General features: G+C 50.4%; 2 protein-coding genes. Both read left to right on the forward strand.

Annotated elements, in window-relative coordinates; genetic code table 11:
- The first annotated feature begins 80 nt into the window (after positions 1-80).
- Positions 81-272 (forward strand): tyrosine-type recombinase/integrase, encoded by a 192-nt coding sequence (locus OKC30_RS21585; protein WP_050490565.1) that lies wholly within the window; start codon positions 81-83, stop codon positions 270-272.
- 506 nt (positions 273-778) lie between these two features.
- Entirely contained in the window at positions 779-1,498 is a 720-nt protein-coding gene (locus OKC30_RS20835; RefSeq protein WP_270809810.1) for a DUF927 domain-containing protein, read from the forward strand.
- The last annotated feature ends 41 nt before the right edge of the window (positions 1,499-1,539 follow it).

Raw genomic sequence — 1,539 nt, forward strand, 5'->3', positions numbered from 1 at the left:
ACAGGCCTATAAGTATTTGTTTTGTAGGCAAAAAACTATTTTTAATTTTTAACAAAATGTTCACGATCTCGCCCTGACGCATGCATGACGCCCGTCATACCGTCGCTACCTCGCTGTTAAACCAAGGTTGCTCGCTGGATGTGCTTCAAAAAGTGCTGGGCCATAGCTCGCCAAAAATGACTGAGCGATATGCCCGCCTCCACGATACCACGCTGGTTAAGGCCGTCAACGAATTACACACCCTGTGGGACCTCCCACGCATCACCTGTTAACAATTTTTTGGAGAATGGGGGAGGAGACTCCCCCATAGATAATTATGCGTAGACCCAGATCTAGTAGTGATAACCCCCCGAGGTGTTTTGACCGTCGTCCAGGGACTCAAGCATCTATTGATAGGATGGCAAGTCAGGGTGTACCGCCGACAGACTCGGTACCGGACTCGGATCAGGAGGCATCAGCGCCAGAATCGCACCCTGCAGTCGCTCCTGACTCGCTGCCGTTACTGGTGGAGAAAACGAACCTTGATGCACACCATGGTGATGCTCATCGAGCGAATATTGCCCCCGATGCTGTGAGCCCAATGTCCGAACAGCACGAATGTTGTCAGCCATACCCCGACAGTGAGACTCAATATGAGCTTTTCGTTCGTCGTGAACTTCTTATGCTGGATCAGTGTTCAGCAGAATACAGGTTGTACAACGAGGGGCGTTGCTCGATTACCCCTGATGGGACTGTGTGTGACCTAGATGGCGTGGTGCTTTCCAGGTCTGAGCCGGAGATGAAAAAACCGGTTCATTCGATAGCTATTCCTGATGGGTTTGCGATGTCCCCGTGGGGGAAATTGGCTAGCGATCATGGCAAGCCAAAAACGATACTCGGTAAGCCATTGCTGCCGGTATCGATACTCCAAGCTGACAGTACAGACATCAGTGGTGTTCGTTTCATGTATCTGGATGAGCGGAAGCAATGCCAGCGCATCGACCTATTATTCGATAGGGTGATTCAGGACTACAAAACAGTGAGGGCTGCGCTATACCGCGCGGGGATTGAATGCCTAGGTGTACGGGAGGAGGGGCTGCTGTCATACATGTCCGCCAGCATCAGTATCCAAAATATCAGCGTGGTCCATCAGCATCTGCAAGCGGGGTTTGTTAGCGAACATCTCTGCTATGTCTGGGTAGGTCGGTCAATTTACAAAACGGGCTATAGTGGTCCTCAGCACGAGCTGCTGTCCGCGCCTGGTGAGCATGACGCTATCCACTCGAAAGGAACGCTGCAGGATTGGCAAAAGAACATTGCGTTGTCTGTCAAAGAGTCACCAACCATGCTCGTTGCAATCATGGCAAATCTATCCAATGTATTCATGAAGTTATCAAATACAGGGACCATGATTTTTCACTTCAATGGTGCAAGCTCTTGTGGCAAAACGACGCTTTTACAAGTGGGGCAGAGTGTGTCAGGCGTCAGGGCGGGATCGCACTTTGTTAATGAAATTTGAACAGGCAGATCGTCTGTGATCTAATCGCGTCTCCATGCAGG

The sequence above is a fragment of the Aeromonas sp. QDB18 genome, from assembly GCF_027705325.1.
Lineage (GTDB): Bacteria > Pseudomonadota > Gammaproteobacteria > Enterobacterales > Aeromonadaceae > Aeromonas > Aeromonas caviae.

Coding starts and splice junctions, on each gene's coding strand:
- OKC30_RS21585 (WP_050490565.1), top strand. CDS start 81: ATGCATGACGCCCGTCATACCGTCGCTACCTCGCTGTTAAACCAAGGT.
- OKC30_RS20835 (WP_270809810.1), top strand. CDS start 779: ATGAAAAAACCGGTTCATTCGATAGCTATTCCTGATGGGTTTGCGATG.